General features: G+C 38.0%; 21 protein-coding genes. 3 read left to right on the top strand and 18 right to left on the bottom strand.

What is annotated here, in order from left to right:
* Positions 1–126: 126 nt before the first annotated feature.
* On the bottom strand, positions 127–525 hold the full coding sequence (locus tag FHS59_RS04515) for a hypothetical protein (protein WP_246388299.1): 399 nt from the start codon (positions 523–525) through the stop codon (positions 127–129).
* A gap of 157 nt (positions 526–682) precedes the next feature.
* Between FHS59_RS04515 and FHS59_RS04510 the strand changes: the two genes are divergently transcribed.
* Together FHS59_RS04510 and FHS59_RS04505 are read left to right on the top strand one after the other, a co-directional pair.
* Positions 683–1,147 (top strand): (2Fe-2S)-binding protein, encoded by a 465-nt coding sequence (locus FHS59_RS04510; protein WP_184493454.1) that lies wholly within the window; start codon positions 683–685, stop codon positions 1,145–1,147.
* Between the two features lies 1 nt (position 1,148).
* The gene (locus tag FHS59_RS04505; RefSeq protein ID WP_246388297.1) at positions 1,149–3,371 is read left to right on the top strand and encodes a xanthine dehydrogenase family protein molybdopterin-binding subunit; all 2,223 of its coding nucleotides are present in this window, start codon (positions 1,149–1,151) and stop codon (positions 3,369–3,371) included.
* Positions 3,372–3,373: 2 nt separating this feature from the next.
* On the opposite strand, the gene FHS59_RS04500 is transcribed toward FHS59_RS04505, so the two are convergent.
* The 11 genes from FHS59_RS04500 to FHS59_RS04450 form a co-directional block, all read right to left on the bottom strand.
* Positions 3,374–3,739 (bottom strand): DUF2200 domain-containing protein, encoded by a 366-nt coding sequence (locus FHS59_RS04500; protein WP_184493452.1) that lies wholly within the window; start codon positions 3,737–3,739, stop codon positions 3,374–3,376.
* Between the two features lie 21 nt (positions 3,740–3,760).
* Positions 3,761–4,153 carry a DUF1801 domain-containing protein gene (locus FHS59_RS04495; RefSeq protein WP_184493450.1) on the bottom strand — a complete coding sequence of 131 codons (393 nt, stop codon included), beginning with the start codon at positions 4,151–4,153 and terminating at the stop codon, positions 3,761–3,763.
* Positions 4,154–4,201: 48 nt separating this feature from the next.
* A complete protein-coding gene (locus FHS59_RS04490; protein WP_184493448.1) occupies positions 4,202–4,633 on the bottom strand; it encodes a DUF1801 domain-containing protein in 432 nt (143 codons plus the stop codon).
* A 9-nt stretch (positions 4,634–4,642) separates the two neighbouring features.
* On the bottom strand, positions 4,643–5,104 hold the full coding sequence (locus tag FHS59_RS04485; RefSeq protein ID WP_184493446.1) for an SRPBCC family protein: 462 nt from the start codon (positions 5,102–5,104) through the stop codon (positions 4,643–4,645).
* Positions 5,105–5,240: 136 nt separating this feature from the next.
* Positions 5,241–5,942, bottom strand: a complete 702-nt coding sequence (locus tag FHS59_RS04480) for a class I SAM-dependent methyltransferase (RefSeq protein WP_184493444.1) — start codon at positions 5,940–5,942, stop codon at positions 5,241–5,243.
* 120 nt (positions 5,943–6,062) lie between these two features.
* Positions 6,063–6,692, bottom strand: coding sequence for a hypothetical protein (locus FHS59_RS04475; RefSeq protein ID WP_184493442.1), 630 nt, complete (start codon positions 6,690–6,692; stop codon positions 6,063–6,065).
* 38 nt (positions 6,693–6,730) lie between these two features.
* Positions 6,731–7,324: a hypothetical protein gene (locus FHS59_RS04470; protein ID WP_184493440.1), complete on the bottom strand. Its 594-nt coding sequence runs from the start codon at positions 7,322–7,324 to the stop codon at positions 6,731–6,733.
* 206 nt (positions 7,325–7,530) lie between these two features.
* A complete protein-coding gene (locus FHS59_RS04465) occupies positions 7,531–8,019 on the bottom strand; it encodes an SRPBCC family protein (protein ID WP_184493438.1) in 489 nt (162 codons plus the stop codon).
* Positions 8,020–8,518: 499 nt separating this feature from the next.
* The gene (locus FHS59_RS04460; RefSeq protein WP_184493436.1) at positions 8,519–9,055 is read right to left on the bottom strand and encodes a hypothetical protein; all 537 of its coding nucleotides are present in this window, start codon (positions 9,053–9,055) and stop codon (positions 8,519–8,521) included.
* A 142-nt stretch (positions 9,056–9,197) separates the two neighbouring features.
* Positions 9,198–10,073 carry an FEKKY domain-containing protein gene (locus FHS59_RS04455; protein WP_184493434.1) on the bottom strand — a complete coding sequence of 292 codons (876 nt, stop codon included), beginning with the start codon at positions 10,071–10,073 and terminating at the stop codon, positions 9,198–9,200.
* Between the two features lie 185 nt (positions 10,074–10,258).
* The gene (locus FHS59_RS04450) at positions 10,259–10,768 is read right to left on the bottom strand and encodes a hypothetical protein (RefSeq protein WP_184493432.1); all 510 of its coding nucleotides are present in this window, start codon (positions 10,766–10,768) and stop codon (positions 10,259–10,261) included.
* A 245-nt stretch (positions 10,769–11,013) separates the two neighbouring features.
* On the opposite strand from FHS59_RS04450, the gene FHS59_RS04445 reads away from it, so the two are divergent.
* Positions 11,014–11,397 (top strand): single-stranded DNA-binding protein, encoded by a 384-nt coding sequence (locus FHS59_RS04445; protein ID WP_184493430.1) that lies wholly within the window; start codon positions 11,014–11,016, stop codon positions 11,395–11,397.
* Between the two features lie 368 nt (positions 11,398–11,765).
* On the opposite strand, the gene FHS59_RS04440 is transcribed toward FHS59_RS04445, so the two are convergent.
* The 6 genes from FHS59_RS04440 to FHS59_RS04415 all read right to left on the bottom strand — a co-directional run bounded on the left by FHS59_RS04440 (position 11,766) and on the right by FHS59_RS04415 (position 16,628).
* A complete protein-coding gene (locus FHS59_RS04440) occupies positions 11,766–12,692 on the bottom strand; it encodes an alpha/beta hydrolase (protein ID WP_184493428.1) in 927 nt (308 codons plus the stop codon).
* A 306-nt stretch (positions 12,693–12,998) separates the two neighbouring features.
* Positions 12,999–14,480: a cryptochrome/photolyase family protein gene (locus FHS59_RS04435; RefSeq protein WP_184493426.1), complete on the bottom strand. Its 1,482-nt coding sequence runs from the start codon at positions 14,478–14,480 to the stop codon at positions 12,999–13,001.
* Positions 14,464–14,610, bottom strand: coding sequence for a DUF2256 domain-containing protein (locus FHS59_RS04430; RefSeq protein WP_184493424.1), 147 nt, complete (start codon positions 14,608–14,610; stop codon positions 14,464–14,466). Before FHS59_RS04430 ends, FHS59_RS04435 begins: the two co-directional genes overlap by 17 nt.
* Positions 14,607–15,236, bottom strand: coding sequence for a flavin reductase family protein (locus FHS59_RS04425; RefSeq protein WP_184493422.1), 630 nt, complete (start codon positions 15,234–15,236; stop codon positions 14,607–14,609). Before FHS59_RS04425 ends, FHS59_RS04430 begins: the two co-directional genes overlap by 4 nt.
* A 31-nt stretch (positions 15,237–15,267) precedes the next feature.
* The gene (locus FHS59_RS04420) at positions 15,268–16,407 is read right to left on the bottom strand and encodes an FAD-binding domain-containing protein (protein ID WP_184493420.1); all 1,140 of its coding nucleotides are present in this window, start codon (positions 16,405–16,407) and stop codon (positions 15,268–15,270) included.
* Complete coding sequence (locus FHS59_RS04415) at positions 16,365–16,628, bottom strand: TIGR03643 family protein (protein ID WP_184493418.1); 264 nt, start codon at positions 16,626–16,628, stop codon at positions 16,365–16,367. The genes FHS59_RS04420 and FHS59_RS04415 overlap by 43 nt, the downstream gene beginning before the upstream one ends.
* Positions 16,629–16,966 lie beyond the last annotated feature (338 nt).

Genomic DNA, 16,966 nt, shown 5'->3' with positions numbered 1-16,966 from the left:
AACCCTAATTTATTATTTCTCCAAAAAAAGTAAAATACTATCATTAAAGCTTATAAGAGGGCCCAAATTGAATTTTTTTTATTCTTGAATTCCTGTCCAAATATTATTAAAACCAATAGAGATTTCTCAAAACTCATTTTTCTTAAAGTTGAAAATGACCATCAAAGCAAAGACTAAAAATGGAATCGTAGAAAAAAAGATTTTCGGATTTTTTCCTATAATCCCAATCAAGGTCATAAATCCAAGTAATAATCCTAAAGAACCTATTCCTATATAGGTGAGAATTTTATTCGGCTTTTTCTGAAATACAGTTATTAACAACAGCAATTGTCCTATCGAGGGAATCACAGTAAAAGGATGAATGACTGAGCTTGGTTCAGAAACTATTTTTTGAAATAGCTCAGCCTCTATTTGGAATAAAAAAGAATGTTGGCCCTCCCCCCACTCCAAATAGCCAAAGAGCGAACTAATAATTAGCAAGACATTCAAAATTTTGATTTTCATAACAATCAAATAATCAAACAATTCTTTAATGAATATATTTAAAAGATCAGATAACTAATTACAGCACTTTCTTGGATCGTCCAAAAAGTGCCAGAAATCAATTTCTACCAGCCGTTTATAAGGATTCTTTCCTATTCTAAAGTCCAATTTCTTATCTTGGTATTTAACAGTTTTGACCATGCCCAAATACAATCTCCAAATCAATGGCTCACAAAAGACCGTAGAAACTGAGTCTGACACGCCTTTGCTTTATGTACTTCGTGATTATCTGGAACTGAATGGCCCTAAATTCGGCTGTGGATTATCTCAGTGCGGAGCTTGCATGGTCTTAGTCGATGGAGTCGCAGAAACTTCCTGCACTACTCCAATCGCAGCAGTAAGAGATTCTAAAATCACCACTTTGGAAGGATTGGCAGATCGAAACGGAAATCTCCACCCTGTACAAGAAGCATTTATTGAAGAACAAGCAGCTCAATGTGGCTACTGTCTAAATGGAATGGTCATGGCTTCGGTAAGCTTGCTTCAGGAAAATCCCAATCCCACACTTGCTGAAATTAAAGCTGGATTAGAATTAAATCTATGTCGCTGTAGTGCTCAAAGCAGAATAATCAAAGCGGTGGAAAGAGCTGCAAAGAACCTATAAAATGATGATTGAGCTACCTAATACTTCGAGAAGAAAATTCCTAAGAAACATTGGCTACATCAGTGTAGGTTTCCCTTTGCTGAGTTCCTGCTTTGCGGAGCAAGAACAAAAAATAACCGCCAGAGAAAACTTTGATGGAAATCTTCCAGGCAGCATGCGAAATGCAAGTGCAGTCAATGCCTGGCTTCAAGTGCTGGAAGATGGAAGGGTTTTGATTTATTCAGGAAAGGTGGAATTAGGACAGGGAATCCGAATGGCGATTTGTCAAGTTGCTGCCGAAGAATTGGATTTGGAATTAGATCAGGTTGACGTTCACTTGGCAGAAACCGGTGTCACCCCTGATGAAGGATATACGGCAGGAAGTGGTTCAGTGCCGAATAGTGCGATGTCTGTCCGATATGCCGCTGCCACGGCCAGACAAAAACTGCTGGAAATGACCAGCGAGAAATTAAATACTCCGGTTGAAAATTTGATTTTCTATGATGGAATGGTGAAAACCAAAACCGGGAATCAGAGTCTGAATTTTGCTGAAATTTTGAATGGAGCGCAAATTGACATGGAAGTCACCAAGCCCATTCCGGTAAAAGTAAGTTCAGGATATCGATATGTTGGAAAGCTGATTCCTAGAAAAGATATTCCAAAAATGGTCCGTGGCGAGGAAGTTTATATCCAGGATTTGAGGTTTCCGGGAATGGTGCATGCCCGAGTTTTGAGACCACCTAGTTACAAAGCTAAATTAGGAAGCATTGACTTTTCTGGACTTTCTACTGCAGTTGCAGGCGTTCTTAAAACCCATGTCAATGGAAGTTTTGTTGGCGTAATAACAGAGCGGGAATACCAAGCTGTCAAAGCGGTAAATTATCTAAATCGAACTGCAAAATGGGAAGTTGAAACAGCTTTATCTTCTGAAAAAGATCTCTTTGATCATTTAAAATCTATTGCAGAAGCTCCACAAAGTATCCGAAACGATGGAGATTTCGATTCGATTTCAGCAGAAAACAAAACATTTAAAGCAAGATATACTAAGCCCTATTTGATGCATGGATCTATCGGTCCAGCCTGTGGAATCGCCTTATATGACGGTGAAATCCTACATGTTTGGTCTCATAGTCAAGGAATCTACCCTATGCGGAGAGCTTTGTCAGCCATGCTAAAAATGGATGAAAATAAGATCCATGTGATTTCAGTGCCTGGAGCTGGATGTTTCGGCCATAGCACGGCTGATGATGCTTCCGCTGATGCTGCCATTTTAGCTTTGGAATACCCAGGAAAACACGTCAGAGTTCAATGGTCCCGACAGGATGAACATACATGGGAACCCTATGGCACAGCCATGATTATGGAAATGGAAGCTAGTTTGGATAAAAGCGGAAAGATTTCAGCATGGAAATCTGATATCTGGACAGACTCGCACAGCATGCGACCTGACTCAGATCCCGCCACATTAATTGATGCACGATATTTGGAAAACCCTGTTCAATTGAGAGGCAGGGGCTATTTGGGAGGAGGTCATAGAAATGCTGATCCTTATTATCCGATTCCAAACTTGCAGGTTAATGCTCATTTTTTTGATGGTCCATTGCGGATTTCTTCTTTAAGGAGCCTTGGCTCTTATGCCAATATCTTTGCGATAGAATCTTTTATGGATGAACTTGCCAGCAAAGCTGGAAAAGATCCGATCGATTTCAGGATAGCGCATTTACAGGATGAAAGAGCAATTGCAACTCTGAAGAAGATTAAAGAACTCACTCAAGCTGAAACTCTGAAGGAGGGAGAAGGAATTGGATTTGCTTTCTCTCGATATAAAAACAATACGGCTTATTGCACTGTCGCTGCCAAAGTAAATGTGGATCCAAAAAGTGGGAAGGTAGTCATTCAAAAAATGTGGGGAGTTGGAGATGTAGGCCAAATCATCAATCTGGATGGCATCAAAAATCAATTCGAAGGAGGAATGATTCAGGCTGCAAGCTGGACTTTGATGGAGCAGGTAAATTTTACCTCCGACGCGATCAGCAGCCAAGATTGGTATGATTACCCGATATTCCGATTCCCAGATATTCCAGAAGTCGAAGTGCATATGATCGACCGGCCTGAAGAAAAAGCAGAAGGAGGCGGAGAAGTCTCCATGCCTCCTACTGGTGCGGCCATTGCCAATGCAGTTTATCAGGCAGTTGGAAAACGAGTTTATGACCTTCCGATTACGTCAGAAAAGGTTTTGGGGTGAAATTACCCTTCCCTTAAAATCTTTTCCATCTTCCTGCCTTTGGCCAATTCATCAACTAGTTTATCCAAATATCTGACTTGCTGCGTCAAGGGAGTTTCAATATCCTCGATGCGATACCCACAAATGACTCCTTTGATCAGGCTGGCATTTCGATTCAGATTTGCTTCAGAAAAGAATTGGGAAAATGTCACTTTAGCAGTAATCAATTCCTGAATTTTTTTCTCGTCAAATCCGGTCAACCACTCAATCACCTGATGCAATTCCTCTTTGGTCCTGCCTTTCTTTTCCACTTTGGTTACATAATGTGGGTACACCGACCCAAAAGTTATTTTAGCTATTTTTTCGTCGTGTTCTGGTGTCGTATTCATGCCTAATTCTATCTATCAATTTTACTTTAGCCTCTCCAAAAGGCCTTTCTTTTTTACTATGTTTTTGTAATCCCATTGAATCTCCCGGGATTTCTTTAGCCAATTTCTCAAGTCCATTTCTTCTATTTCCTCCACAAAATTATAAAAAATAGAAGCATCTTTAAATTTACCGGTTCCAGGCTTCAACCTGTCATCTTCAAAATCTGCCCCACTCCAAAACATCAGCCGGATTCCTATTTTCTCCTTGCTATAGCCAACGATAGGATTTCCTTCTAAAAACCAAACGGGATGCGAATGCCATATCTTATTTTCAGCTTCGCTTAATTCCTCCAAAATGATTTGTGCCAATTTTTCACAGATCTTTTGGTCTTCCTCTGTTTGCTTTTGGTGATATGCTAGAATTGCTGGATTCATATTGGTAGAAAAATAAGTAGATGAAGAGGAAAATGATCGTATGGATTTTCAACAAACTGAATTAGGGTAATTTTTTAAATATTCAATTGCAGCTTTGCAAAGCTTCTCCAAAACTTCCAAATCGATGTCGGCAAGCTTATTCACATAAATACAGGCTTTTCCCATTTTATATTTCCCAAGCTCTGCCAAGAGTGATTTACTTTCCTCAGGATTAGTATAGATATATAAAGAAAAAGCTGCTTTTCTAGGTGAAAATGCAATCAAGGGCATGTCTCCTTCATGGCCACTTTCATATTTGTAATGATGGGTGCCAAAACCAATGATACTTGGCCCCCACATTTTTGCTTCGAAGCCTGACCATTGCTTCATCAGTTCTATGAGTTGGTAGGCATCCGCTTTCTTTGATTCACTGGAAACAAAGGAGTCTATGAAATCAGACACGGAGATTTCTGTTTCTACAGTTTTATTTTTTTGTGCCATTTTAAAAGTTTAATGTTCCAGTCTCTTTTTAAGATTTTCCAAGCTCATCATCAGATCTTTGCCCAGCATTTTTTGAAAAATTCCTTTCAATAAACTCATCGGAAACTTGGTAGGCCCTCTGAAGTCCCAGGACACCATGGTCTGCTTGTCATTCACTTCGGAAAGTATAAATTTTGAAGTCCCGGTATTTTTCATCGGGCGTTCAAATTTCATCTCGTATTCGATCCGTTCATTTTGGACTAACTTCGTGATTTTCTGTTCTCCTGCTCCTACACTTTTGTCTTTACTATCCCATTTGTACACAAATCCAACTGTCCCATCAGTCCCATAATAGTCAGCTTTTTTGTAAGGATCTTTCATGTTCCAAACACTATATTGATCCATGTTTTTAGAAAACCTCAGGTAATCAAAAACAACATCTATTGGTTGATCAATCACCACAGATTTCTCAACGATCATTTCACTTGCCATGCGAATTAATTTTAAGGTTAGGATATAAATAGAGGCTTTCTTGAAAAACCGACGACATCAACTTTGAAAGCTTACTAATTTATATAAAATCAATGACTTAGGTAAATTCCAATTGTAAAGAAAAATGAAATGAAATCTATCTTATTTTTTCCCCTTCGATAAATAACATACTCCCTTTCCGATAGCTTTTTATTCTTGATTTCTCTTCTTTGAAAAGTGCCAAAATCTCCTTTTCTGAACATAATTCCCCAAACTCATTCAATTTTCGAAGCTGCTGCATATACAGCTTGCTGATCCACCGATGTGTGATCATTGTGCTGAAATAAAAGGTTCCTCCTACTTTAAGAACGCGCAACAATTCCTGAACATACTCTTGCTTGTTATCAAAAAGATGGATCATTCCGAAGCTGCAAACTGTGTCAAAACAATTTTCAGCAAAAGGTAAATTGAAGGCATCGGCTTGCAATAATTGGATAGAATCACGCAATTTTCCTGTTTGTTCTATCAATCTTCCTTTCGCGATTTTCAGCATTTCAATTGAGCTATCGACCAAAGTACAAGGTCTTTTGGTCTGGGAATATATTGCTGCTGTCTGAATTAAACCTCCACAACCCACATCCAGTAATGAGCCATTTTCTGAAAAAATCCCTTTTTTGCCGAACTCCTTGTAATCGTCCGGGGAAGTCCCCCAAATAATTTTATTATACAGCTTAGACGAAACCAATTTTTCATACATAGCTGCCTTTTGGTCATAGGCCGATCCGGAAAAATTGTCCAAAACAGAAAAAATTCCTGGTTCGATTTCCTTCCATCCTTCCTGAGATTTTATAGTATCCATCGATTGTTACTAATTGGGTTTAAAACCACAATTTAGAAAAGAAAGAAGGTAGTTTTAATCGGCCAAATCTTCGGTTTGAGAAAATTATTGAAAGCTTTGTTCCAGCTTTATTTTGAGTTCTTAATATTCAATCGTTGTAAAATGGTTGGAGATCTTCCATTCCCCATTTTCTTTTTTAAAAAACACAATTAACTCCTCTCCTGCGGTTTTACCGTTGTATGATTCGTTATTCAAAAAGATGCCTAAGGTCGAAATCACCATATCTCCATTTTTGTTGCCTAGAAAAGACTTGAAAACATATTTAACATTTTCATTACCCTCTTTTTCGGAATTGGAAAGAATCAATCGGCTTTCTTTGTTCAGGTTTTCCTGGTCGAATTCGAATGCGGTTCCTCCATTTTCAATAAGTTGAATCGCTAAACTTTTTTCATCCTCACTCAACTCTTGCTTACCCAAAATGAATGATTTAAAACGCCTGGGAATAGGCTTTTCAATTGGTTTATATTCAATGTAAAGGATTTTATCTCCATAATTTCTTCCGAATTGATCCAAAACCAAATCCATAAATTCATGAAAATCGACCTCAGAATTAAGTTCATCCTTTTGAAGATTATCGAGGTTTTCCTCTTTTTTGATTTCTGATTCACAGGCAATCAAACTTATGGCAAGCAACAGGATGAAAATTGATTTCCTTTTTTTAAGAATGGTTAGTAAATCATTGTTTTCCAAACTGTTTAGGATGATTATCATTCAGTTATAATTGCATGTATTAAATGTAGTTGTTACTACTATTTGAAAATCTGGAAATTCCAAACCAGTTTTTTGGTCTGAATCAAGGTTCTCCAATCAATAAAGAACAGGCAAAAAAGCAGAAAAAGGGCCAAAATCAAACTAGCAACAGACTTTAAAGAAAAAGCCTGATCCATGATGGTTTGGACATTATCCACTGCATAGGCACCCAGAAGTAAGGCGACAGTATCACTAGTGAATTTCCCAATCAGAAAAGGCGGAATCACATAAATAGCTTTGATTTTAGAAATCCCTGCTCCTAAAAACAGCGGAGTTGTAGGTAGCGGCAAAAGTGAATAGGCAAGGATAATCATAATTCCTTTCCACTTATTTTCTCTCATTTTATCTCCCAAAAACTGGATGTCATTATTCTTGGATTCTTTCAGGTACATCTTGGCGAGAAGTGGTGCATACAGGAGAAGAATATATCTCCCTAAAACAGAACCTATTACCCCGATGATGATTACCCACCAAACATTCAGCTTAAAAACGATAAGTAAAAAAACCATAATCGTAAAAGCCGGCGGAAAAGGAAAAGGAACGATATCAAACAGAAGCGCACCTAGGAAAACCAAAAAATACTGCCACCACATGCTTCTCGTGATATGTTTTTAATGAAATTTATTGAATAAGTATGGATGGGAATTTACAGATTTCTGAATAATATTTTCAATCACCTTATCGCTACATCCTCTTGTAAATCTTGCTGACATATTCTAAAAATCTGAAGGCAGGGAATTAAAGCTTTGGGGATCGGGGCTTTGGTATGTGGCGTATCCCGAAGGGTATGCCAACATCATCACTTGATATCTCTCGTATTTACTTTCAATACTTGTTTCCATTTTTCACTCTCAGCAAAATCCTTAATTATTTCATTTCTTTTGATTAGGAAATTTGTCATATATCTTCTAAGAATTAGTTTGTCCACCAATTTACCTACAATTCCGAACGGAGACTCAAAATCAAAATAATCAATCATTATTGTTTGATCTCCCTTTTGTTCAAATTCGTGTTTATGTTTCATGAATTTGAATATTCCGCTTATCATTTCATCTGTGAAGTTTTTTGGTTTTTCAAATCCAGTAATTTTTACTTTCATTTTATGCCATATTCCGAAGTGTTTGGCTTTCCATGTTACTGATTCATTAAGTTTTATTAATCCTTCAGTTACTCCAGAAATTGCTTGTTCATGGGTTTTGGAAGCTGATATTTTATGTAAGTCTATTGAAGTTGACAATTCAAAACATCTTTCAATTGGTGCATTTATTTCAGTTTTAAGTTTGATCATGATTAATATTTGAACAGCCAAACAATTACTGCTATTGAACCGAGTGATATCAATATATGCGGTATTCTTTTTTTACCTTTTATTTCATCATATCTTAAAAGTCTACTTTTATTTGAGTTAATAATTAATATCCCTAATACATAAAAGATTACCCACAAAATAAAAATGTAGTATGACGGCTTTTCTTCCAGTTCAATGATTTGCAATGTCGAGTTTATGAAGTTAAGGATTGCCAAAAACAAAGTAACTGAACAGGCAATTGCTCTATACTGCATTCCTGACATTCCAAAGGAAAGTGAGTTCCAGAATACATAATATGTTTTAAACAATAAGATCATTAATTTTTTAATGAGAGATAACGGTTTACCGCTTTGCGTAGGCGGAGATTTTTAGCATTAAACTTCATTAGATGCACAAAGCTTGAATTAAGCACTCACTTTCATAGGAGAACGCTCCCCCCGCTTTTGCAAAACGGCTTTTATAGCCAGTTTTTCTTTCATTAACTTAGTCCTATTTTATTCTTTATTATGTCTTTCAATTCTATTGCTTCTGTGTGCTCAATTCCGCTTATCGCTGTGATAGTTTCATAGCCATAAGAAAAGGTTATTTTAATTTTGTCGGTAATATTGAGAAGTTGAAGCATTGCTGTTGGTCCTTCCGAAACTGATTCGTCTTTAATATCAATGTTCTTTATTTCCGAAAGTTTGTATGTTCTTGTCCTAGTCCAAAGCGGTGAAAGTTTGCTCAATTTTAAACTCTCTTCGTTTAAGCTAATTTCTTTTATTCCTTTTAGTTGCCATAAAAGTCCTTTCAAAGTAAAATAAACTACAATTACCGATAAAATGAAAATCACAATTCTTTCAATTGTTGGTAAGTCATTCGCAAAAAATAAGGATTGAATAATGCCATTAGTAAATTGAAGTGTTATTAACGAAAAGAAAATAATTAAAACCCAACTTTTTCGTTTTGGAGTTGAGATTGTAATTCCTGTTGTTGTCTCTGCAATTGCAGAAGTCATCTTTTTAGGTTCTTCCATTTTACCTGCTGTCTTTTTAAAATTGGCTATAACAGATTGCAAGCAGGCATCAGTTTTTGGCTAATGTCCACCCATGTATTTGAGTAGCCCTGCGCCAATAATTGTGCTTGCTTGCTGATATAGGGCATATTTCTTCTTCTACTCATAATGGTCCAGTTGCAAATGAAATAGTTATTCCAAAATTTTTGTCGTTAATTTTCTCAATTCTGTCAACGGTTACTAAACTCCTAATGTCATTACCGCCAAAGTCAATCTCCTCTCCCAGTTGCAAATTTTTATGACCATTTTTCTCATCCAGTAAAATATAGCTGTCAAGTAAAACAAGTCCTCTTTTAATGTCAATTGGAGCGTCAAGTCCACCGAGCATGCTTGTCATTAACCTGTCAGCTGTGCGAAACCAAAATCCAAGGTCTGTTGTGTCGTGTTGATATTTAGATGTTTCAAAGCGAAAAGTCAAAACGTAGTATTCACAACCCCAATTACGGATTACAAGTTTGTCGCCATTATCAAAAGTTACTGTTTCAATGGCTGATATACTGTCTGGCTGCAAATTAAAAGTCGTGTTTGGGTAGTCCGCTTTTTGAATTACAGGTTCTGCCTGTCCCCGAACGCAGTCGCTACTATGCACTTGCTCGGTTTGCGTTTGTATGTTTGTTGCTACATTATCAATGCTATCGAGTTGATTTTGAAATTTTGTCCACCAACCGGCACCGAATTTATTTTCCAATTGGGCAATCATTTTCTTGTTATAATATTCTGTCCCGTTGATAATTTCCGTAGATACATTGCAACCGAATAGATAAAAGCTAAAGTCGTAAGAGTTTGCCAATTTTTGTTTTTGCTCAAAGTTCAGCGGCATTTCTCCAATCTCAACGATTTGAATTTTACCATTTTTAATGTTTTGTCCCGCTGTCCAGAAATTAAATGGTGTAAAAAGTCCGAATGCGAAATGAAGTCCGAAGTAAAGTCCAATGAGTAGAAGAATCGTCAAAATTCCGTATGTAATTTTTTTTTTCAAATTATTTTTTTTTGTCAGTTTCGATGTCGTCTTAAAATGCCTTATAACGGCCCTGGCTATGGCAAGTTCGGGGTTTTGAAACCGCTTTCTTGTCCGCTAGACCGAATGTTTTTTATTTGTAATGTTTCCATATTTAAACAGTCAGCCCGCATTTGCTATAGCCGATGTTAGCGGGTCGTGCTTTTTTATTTCGTTAATTTCATCGCTCTTCTCGCTATGCCCTGAAAGTGTTTTGAGTCTTTGTCAACTTGGTCTGAAGTCTTTCCAACAATTTCTCTTCTGTTGATGGGCGAGTCAAGTCCTGTCAGTTCAATAATTCTTTTTCGTCTTTCTTTATTTTTCAAATCTTCGAGTCGATTAATTAAGTCAGACCTAAAATCTATATTCTTCAATTGTTCGTAGTTTACAAGAGTCCGACATGCAGCAAAAACTTCATCTTCATTTTCTGTTTGTAAAGCAATGTCGATAAGTTTGTTTGTGTCTGGTATTGGTAATCGGCACATAACTGGATTTCCGCCACCATGATACTCAGAGTCAACTCTGTAGGAAAGCCATTTATCTCCTGTTTCTTTGTCCATGTAGGTGATTGTCCATTCAGTTTCGTTTTGGTCAACTTGGTCGAACTGGCTCTCTAATTGATCAATGAGTTTTTGATCAGCGATGAAATATCTATTATGTAGTTCAGTTGTTGTCATTTTTGCATGCCGCCAATACTTATATATTCGCAACTCTCATTTTTCTCACTAAACCTACTAAACTTTTTTGATTACATAATCAGTCCATACAAGCTATAAACCTATATTATCCGACAACAAACGACTACAAACGGATACAAACGACTTACTCCCGACTCTGCCCTTCCTTCTTCCCCAACTTTGGCTTATCGAATTCCTCTAGCGAAAACGAAAAACAAATTTTTCACAACAAAACAACAAATATCATGAACACGCTAAGAAACAAAGTACAGCTAATCGGACGCCTAGGAGCCAAAGTAGAAATCAAAAATCTTGACGGCGGAAAGACGCTTGGCAAAGTATCCATGGCCACTAACGAATACTACAAAAACCCGAAAGGTGAACGCGTAGAAGAAACTACCTGGCACAACCTCGTAGCTTGGGGAAAGCAAGCAGAACTTTTGGATAAGTACACAGACAAGGGTTCGGAAATTGCCATCGAAGGCAAGCTCAGTAACCGTTCCTACGAAGACAAAGAAGGTAACAAACGTTACATTTCCGAAGTCGTAGTCCACAGCATTTTACTGATGGGAGACCGCAAAGCGAATGTTCCTGCAGGAGCCGAAACGGAAGACGATTTGCCATTTTGATAGCAATAGAAGCAAAAAACCGGGACTAAATAAATCCCGGTTTTTTTTCTGAAAGTCCAATGGAATCCCGCAGATTGACGCAGAAAAAGAGCGCAGATTCCCGCAGATTGCGTTCTGAGGATATGTTTCTTTCATCCCTATTTGTGAAGTACTAATTCATGAATGTTTTATGAAATATTTTATTGATTTACTCTTCGCGAGATACATCTCTTACCACCTATCTAGCGATAGCCCTATCTTGATTTATCTGCCTGAAAGGCTATCTTAAAAAAAGATAGACTGGCAAAATTTCAACTGAGGTAATTGCCTGAAAACTTTGTCTCGCATTTCGTACTTCAAATTTCGCAGATCTTACTTCAAACCTCCTTTTACTTTTTCTCCAAAAATTTATTCACATCCAGCCAATGAATAAATGCATCAAACCATTTGTTGCTGGTTCGATTAGGATTACCTAGTCCAAAACCATGTCCCCCATTTTGATAGAGGTGAAACTCAACAGGAATTCCGGCATTATACCAAGACTCTACCACACCAAATTGTCCTCTAAACAGGAAATCATCCGAAGCAATTGCATTAAACATTGGTGGTGCATCCTTAGGAACTTCCACAGGTCCCATTCCTCCATAAATTGGACCAATAAAGGCCAACTTCATCGTTTTGGAATTTAAGGTAGAATGCATGGTCAATCCAGCTCCCGCAGAAAATCCAATCATCCCAATTCGATTGACATCAACTCCCCATTCATCAGCTCGATCTAAAATCATTGCATAGGCAGCTTCTGCATCTTCTAATTGATTCGATAAGTCCATTGGAGCAGGTCTAACTGGGGTTTCCCCGGCAGAATTTCCAGATGGTGGTGTTGCTGGAGTTCGTGGTCGATTCATCCAATCACTAAAATCATCCAAAGATTCCGGAGTCGGATGTAATCTGTATTTCAGCACGAAAGCTGCAATTCCTTGTTTTGCCAAAGCTTCGGCCACTTCCCAACCTTCATTCCCCATGGACAACCAGCGAAAACCACCCCCCGGAGCGACGATTACAGCGGCACCATTTCCAGTACCTGGTGCAGGAAGAAATGGGGTTAGTGTAGCAGTAGTAATATTCCTTGCCATCGGATCTCCCCACTGGCGAAACCAGGATTCGGAAGCAGGTTGGTCGTCGACACCCCCTGTATTTAGAAGTATGGCATTTGGTTCATCTGGTGCCTCAAGCGGGTAGATCGTTCCATCTTGGGCATGTGCAGCAAAGGCACAAGAGAAAAAAGAAGCCAAAAAGGCTAACTTAAATAGTTTCATAGGTTTAAGGGTTTAGATAATTTGGATTAAGGTAAAAAAAATATGATTATCCGCAATGGGGCCAGTATATAAAGAATGAGTTAAGAAAGTCGCGGATAATCGTCCACCGACGACAGTCCACTGTCCGCAGCACGTTGAAGTGTTCTTCAAACCCATTTTTCCTTGTCTACTGGTAAAAAAGCGGATATTCATAAAAACATTTTCTAATCCATTCCAACGTATCCCTTTATACAATCTTAAAATGGTTACTAACTTCTGAGACTGAATACTAACTTTCGTATTTTGCACATCACAATTTCCAACTTCCTAATCTCCCAACTTCTCCAAAAAAGCTTCCGCCTTTTCCAAATGGGCATTTTTCTTTTTCTGATCCATCTTGTCCCAGGTATGATTCATCATCGAAAGCCGCGGATTTGATTTGAAAAAATCAGAGTGAACATCAATAAACCTCCAAAAGAGTCCATCCCAAACCGCTTCCCATTCTCCTTTCGGATAATTGCTCATTTTTTTCAGGTAATTGGAACCTGCGATGTAAGGCTTTGTCGCAAATAATCCTCCATCCGCAAACTGACTCATGCCGTAGACATTGGGCACCATCACCCAATCGTAGGCATCGATAAACAACTCCATAAACCAGCGATAGACTTCGTCAGGATCAAATTCACAAAGCAACATGAAATTGCCCAGAATCATCAATCGCTCGATATGATGACAATATCCAGTTTTCAACACCTTTTTAATCGTCTGATCCACTGGCTTTATCCCTGTACTTCCATCATAAAAACTCGCAGGGATCTTTCTTTTAAAACCCCAATAATTCCTGGTTCTGGAAAAACTGCCTTTGCATACATACATCCCTCGGATAAATTCCCTCCAGCCGATAATCTGCCGAACAAATCCTTCTGTAGAATTGATTGGGACATTTTCTGATTTGGCAAAGGCTAAACTTTCCTCCAAGACATATTCTGGAAGCAATAAACCCACGTTGATCAGGGGAGACAATAAACTATGATTGAGGAAAGATTCTTCTTTGACGATGGCATCTTCATAGGGTCCAAATTCATGAAATCGTGATTTTAAAAACTGCTGAAACCAAGTCTCTGCTTGATCTGGAGTAATTGGATAAATCGGTTGTTTGGTCAGTTTGCCTGGATTATCCGGAAAATGCTTTTTGGTATACTCACATGCCTCTTCCCAGAACTCCGACGCATCCGGAAATTGAATCGAGGGAGGAGTTTTCCCTTTGGGATATTTTTTCCGGTTATCAGAATCATATGTCCAATTTCCTCCCGCTGGCTCTTCATCTTTTTCTAATAAAATATCGCGCTCTTTTCGCTGCTGCTTATAAAAAGTGGTTTGAAAAAAGGATTTTTTATCTGGTTTGAAAAACCCTCCCAGATCCTTCTTGGAATTTAAAAAAGCTGGGTTTTCATAAATTTTCAGATCGCATGAAGCAGCCATTTTCTTGATCCTCTTCTCTAACCAATTATCCTCAGGATCTATGAAATGAACCTCTTTGATTTTCTGTTGATTGATTTCTTTTGTGAATTTTCTTATATCAGAAAGCTCAGAATTGGATGCTATGTAATGAACTTTCTTCCCTTTCTTTTCCAAAAAATCCTGGTAAGCTTTCATGGAAGCTAGATGAAAAGCGATCTTCTGTTTGTGAAAGCTGTATTGTTTAAAAAACAGGAATTCCTCCACCAGATAAATCTCACATTCATTTTCTAATAATGGACCAGAATAGAATAGCTGATGGGGAAAAATCAGGTTAATTGCTTTTGTCATTGGTTTTATTTCTTCTGCATTTTTCGCTGCAATATTTTACATCTGGCCAGTTTTTCTCCCATTTTTTCCTCCAGGAAAATGGCCTGTCACAGACTACACATATTTTACTTGACAGATCTGATTTTTTCATTCAAACTCAGGTATTTCATCTTCTCTGACATAGGGGAAAGTCTCCAGTTTTTGCAGACCGTAGTAGCTGTTGAGCCCGGCTATGCCTACTCCAGCATATCCTTCCAAATCCAATTGACCTAATTCATTGATCGCCTGATCAGGAAAAACCAAAAGCTCCACCGACCCAATTACAAAAAAACAGCCATTGGGTAAGGGTAAGCTTTCCTGATATTTCATTCCGATTTTCACCTGACTTTCTTTGACAAATGGAGCGAAAAAATCTCCGATATACTCAGAACCGAGTTTCATTCGATCAAATTCGGACTCTCCTCTTTTCAGTTTAGCTGAGGTGAAGTGTGCCTTTTTGATAAAAGATTCTGAAATATGGTTGATGGTATAATATCCCGTATCCAAGATATTTGGATAAGTATCCCGAGGCACTTCCATCTGTGGTCTCATAATAAAACCAAGTTGAGCGGGATTAGATCCCAAATGAACCACAGAGGAAAAAACGGCTACATTTTCCTGATTTTCTAGAGATTTGGTCCCGATCAGATTCGCAGGTTTAATCCCAGAAATCGAATTGATCAAATTCAATCGGTACTTCCTTTCCAGCTGATCTATTTCCTCTTTTTGAAATTTCATATTCTGTCTTTTTATTCTGTTATCGCAGCTTTTACTGTCTTGCAATCTCTTTTTTAACCTTTTTCCAAAAGGCAAAAAAGGATGGAAAATATCCCTCCACACTGCTTATCCAATCTCTGGACTCCATTTTCCCTTCATAATGTTGATTCAAAGGATGCTCTTTATAAATCAGATTATTGGGATCAACCTGCCCCTTTAACTCCTCAAACTCTCCCACTAAAACCTGAATCCCTTTAATGTTTTCTGAAAGCGCCAAAGCAAATTCTAAACACTTCTGAGAGACAGGATATTTTTCGAAAACGGATGGTTCCAACAGAAAAATGCGTTGCATTTCTTCGCCTTTGTACCAGTATGGATCCAGGTTGTAATAATTATAGATCAAGGTCTTTTTTGAGCTTTCCAAAAGAGGCTTTTGGAAATTAGGAAGCATTGTTCCTCCCGCAAAAGGCTCTGTTTTCTGAAGCAAATCAGGGATTTCTATCGAATCAAATTCTTCGTATTCCACATCCAGAAAAGTACCTTGTTGAGAGCTTTGGAAATACTTATTGATGTTCGCCTGATTGGCGAAATACTTTTTGCTGGAAAAAGCCCCTGCCACCCATTGCCAACTCAAATGATTACTTGCCAGATCGCCATCCAGCAAATGACTGTAAAGCCATTTGGCAGGGTTTAGCCAATGTGAATCCGCGATATTACAGCAGATCGAGGCGACATACATCCGCATATGATTATGCATGTAGCCAGTTTGGTAAAACTCCAGAATGGCCTGATCCACTACCTCAATTCCTGTTTTCCCTTGAATTACTGCAGTTGGAATTTGATGATTGTTAATGGGCTTTTGCTCATTTTTCAAATCCTGAAAAACACCATCGCTTTTCGCTTTCCATACTTGCTGCCAATAATCTCTCCAGGCTAATTCCTGAATCAACTTTTCACAGGATTGCCAAGGCAAATCGAGCGTTTGGATATACTGAAAAACCTGTTTGGTAGAAATCACTCCTCGGGAAATATAAGGGGATAGCCCTGTCACTGCCCCATCTTTAAAGTTTCTGGAAGCAGCATATTTCACAGGATTGATTGTTTGAATCCTTTTTTCGATAGCAAATAAATCGGTAGGAAAAGAATGCACTAGGTAATCTTGTTTAGGGAAATACTTTTTTGTCTGCTGCATTTAAAGCGGGTGATTTCATCACTTCTTTTCTTGAGATGCTTTTGGCTCACGCCAGAATTGACACGTTTCCGCCACATTTTAAAGGAGCTTTCCTTTAGTTCTTTTCGCATTAAGCGAATCACTTCAGATTCCGAGATTCCAAATTGATTTTTGGTGGCCTCGAAGGGAGTCCGATCTTCCCAGGCCATTTCTATGATTCGATCTATGTCTCTGTCGGTCATTTACTTCTCAAATTGTATTCAATGTGTCCAGATTTTCTTGAGAAAAAACTGCGTGTTTAGACTACATTTGATAAAGCAACAGCATCAAAAATTGTTTGAAAAGAAGCTGATTTTAATTGGCAGAATTCTAAAAAAGTATTTTCCTGTGGAGGGCTTCAAATAGATTTTTTTCGCTGAATAGAAACCTAATTGAGTTTTATGTACTTATCTAGGTAATTCAAGAATTACCTGAAATCAACGATTTCTATATAACCCAAATTACCCTACTTAAAACCAAGTAATAATTTATTCAATCAAAGTAATTAACCCTTAGTGTAAATACAGAGGTTTTGTCCCGT

This window comes from Algoriphagus iocasae, from assembly GCF_014206875.1.
Lineage (GTDB): Bacteria > Bacteroidota > Bacteroidia > Cytophagales > Cyclobacteriaceae > Algoriphagus > Algoriphagus iocasae.
Note: the sequence above shows the minus strand (reverse complement) of the source record. Positions and strands in the feature narration are given on the sequence as shown.

Coding starts and splice junctions, on each gene's coding strand:
- FHS59_RS04425 (WP_184493422.1), bottom strand. CDS start 15,236: ATGAAATTTCAAAAAGAGGAAATAGATCAGCTGGAAAGGAAGTACCGA.
- FHS59_RS04430 (WP_184493424.1), bottom strand. CDS start 14,610: ATGAAAAAATCAGATCTGTCAAGTAAAATATGTGTAGTCTGTGACAGG.
- FHS59_RS04445 (WP_184493430.1), top strand. CDS start 11,014: ATGAACACGCTAAGAAACAAAGTACAGCTAATCGGACGCCTAGGAGCC.
- FHS59_RS04435 (WP_184493426.1), bottom strand. CDS start 14,480: ATGACAAAAGCAATTAACCTGATTTTTCCCCATCAGCTATTCTATTCT.
- FHS59_RS04480 (WP_184493444.1), bottom strand. CDS start 5,942: ATGGATACTATAAAATCTCAGGAAGGATGGAAGGAAATCGAACCAGGA.
- FHS59_RS04465 (WP_184493438.1), bottom strand. CDS start 8,019: ATGATCAAACTTAAAACTGAAATAAATGCACCAATTGAAAGATGTTTT.
- FHS59_RS04415 (WP_184493418.1), bottom strand. CDS start 16,628: ATGACCGACAGAGACATAGATCGAATCATAGAAATGGCCTGGGAAGAT.
- FHS59_RS04485 (WP_184493446.1), bottom strand. CDS start 5,104: ATGGCAAGTGAAATGATCGTTGAGAAATCTGTGGTGATTGATCAACCA.
- FHS59_RS04420 (WP_184493420.1), bottom strand. CDS start 16,407: ATGCAGCAGACAAAAAAGTATTTCCCTAAACAAGATTACCTAGTGCAT.
- FHS59_RS04450 (WP_184493432.1), bottom strand. CDS start 10,768: ATGACAACAACTGAACTACATAATAGATATTTCATCGCTGATCAAAAA.
- FHS59_RS04490 (WP_184493448.1), bottom strand. CDS start 4,633: ATGGCACAAAAAAATAAAACTGTAGAAACAGAAATCTCCGTGTCTGAT.
- FHS59_RS04470 (WP_184493440.1), bottom strand. CDS start 7,324: ATGTGGTGGCAGTATTTTTTGGTTTTCCTAGGTGCGCTTCTGTTTGAT.
- FHS59_RS04440 (WP_184493428.1), bottom strand. CDS start 12,692: ATGAAACTATTTAAGTTAGCCTTTTTGGCTTCTTTTTTCTCTTGTGCC.
- FHS59_RS04505 (WP_246388297.1), top strand. CDS start 1,149: ATGATGATTGAGCTACCTAATACTTCGAGAAGAAAATTCCTAAGAAAC.
- FHS59_RS04495 (WP_184493450.1), bottom strand. CDS start 4,153: ATGAATCCAGCAATTCTAGCATATCACCAAAAGCAAACAGAGGAAGAC.
- FHS59_RS04460 (WP_184493436.1), bottom strand. CDS start 9,055: ATGGAAGAACCTAAAAAGATGACTTCTGCAATTGCAGAGACAACAACA.
- FHS59_RS04500 (WP_184493452.1), bottom strand. CDS start 3,739: ATGAATACGACACCAGAACACGACGAAAAAATAGCTAAAATAACTTTT.
- FHS59_RS04475 (WP_184493442.1), bottom strand. CDS start 6,692: ATGATAATCATCCTAAACAGTTTGGAAAACAATGATTTACTAACCATT.
- FHS59_RS04510 (WP_184493454.1), top strand. CDS start 683: ATGCCCAAATACAATCTCCAAATCAATGGCTCACAAAAGACCGTAGAA.